General features: G+C 56.8%; 1 rRNA gene (cut by a window edge). It reads left to right on the top strand.

The features are described 5' to 3' along the window. Nucleotides 1-1,176 (top strand): 23S ribosomal RNA (locus tag ACWCQ1_RS51865) (it extends 1,641 nt beyond the left edge of the window). Nucleotides 1,177-1,198: the final 22 nt, after the last annotated feature.

The following is a 1,198-nucleotide window of genomic DNA, read 5'->3' as shown; positions in this document are numbered from 1 at the left end:
GTCTGAGCTGGGGGTGGCCGCAGAGACCAGCGAGAAGCGACTGTTTACTAAAAACACAGGTCCGTGCGAAGCCGTAAGGCGATGTATACGGACTGACGCCTGCCCGGTGCTGGAACGTTAAGGGGACCGGTTAGCTCCATTTCGGTGGGGCGAAGCTGAGAACTTAAGCGCCAGTAAACGGCGGTGGTAACTATAACCATCCTAAGGTAGCGAAATTCCTTGTCGGGTAAGTTCCGACCTGCACGAATGGCGTAACGACTTCTCGACTGTCTCAACCATAGGCCCGGTGAAATTGCACTACGAGTAAAGATGCTCGTTTCGCGCAGCAGGACGGAAAGACCCCGGGACCTTTACTACAGTTTGATATTGGTGTTCGGTTCGGCTTGTGTAGGATAGCTGGGAGACTGTGAACTCCGGACGCCAGTTCGGGGGGAGTCGTCGTTGAAATACCAGTCTGGTCGTGCTGGATGTCTAACCTGGGTCCGTGATCCGGATCAGGGACAGTGTCTGATGGGTAGTTTAACTGGGGCGGTTGCCTCCTAAAGGGTAACGGAGGCGCCCAAAGGTTCCCTCAGCCTGGTTGGCAATCAGGTGTTGAGTGTAAGTGCACAAGGGAGCTTGACTGTGAGACCGACGGGTCGAGCAGGGACGAAAGTCGGGACTAGTGATCCGGCGGTGGCTTGTGGAAGCGCCGTCGCTCAACGGATAAAAGGTACCCCGGGGATAACAGGCTGATCTTCCCCAAGAGTCCATATCGACGGGATGGTTTGGCACCTCGATGTCGGCTCGTCGCATCCTGGGGCTGGAGTCGGTCCCAAGGGTTGGGCTGTTCGCCCATTAAAGCGGTACGCGAGCTGGGTTTAGAACGTCGTGAGACAGTTCGGTCCCTATCCGCTGTGCGCGTAGGAGTCTTGAGAAGGGCTGTCCCTAGTACGAGAGGACCGGGACGGACGAACCTCTGGTGTGCCAGTTGTTCTGCCAAGGGCATGGCTGGTTGGCTACGTTCGGGAGGGATAACCGCTGAAAGCATCTAAGCGGGAAGCCTGCTTCGAGATGAGGACTCCCACCCACTTGATGGGGTAAGGCTCCCAGTAGACGACTGGGTTGATAGGCCGGATCTGGAAGCACGGTAACGTGTGGAGGTGACCGGTACTAATAGGCCGAGGGCTTGTCCTCAGTTGCTCGCGTCCACTGTGTT

The sequence above is a fragment of the Streptomyces sp. NPDC002144 genome, from assembly GCF_053593695.1.
Note: the sequence above shows the minus strand (reverse complement) of the source record. Positions and strands in the feature narration are given on the sequence as shown.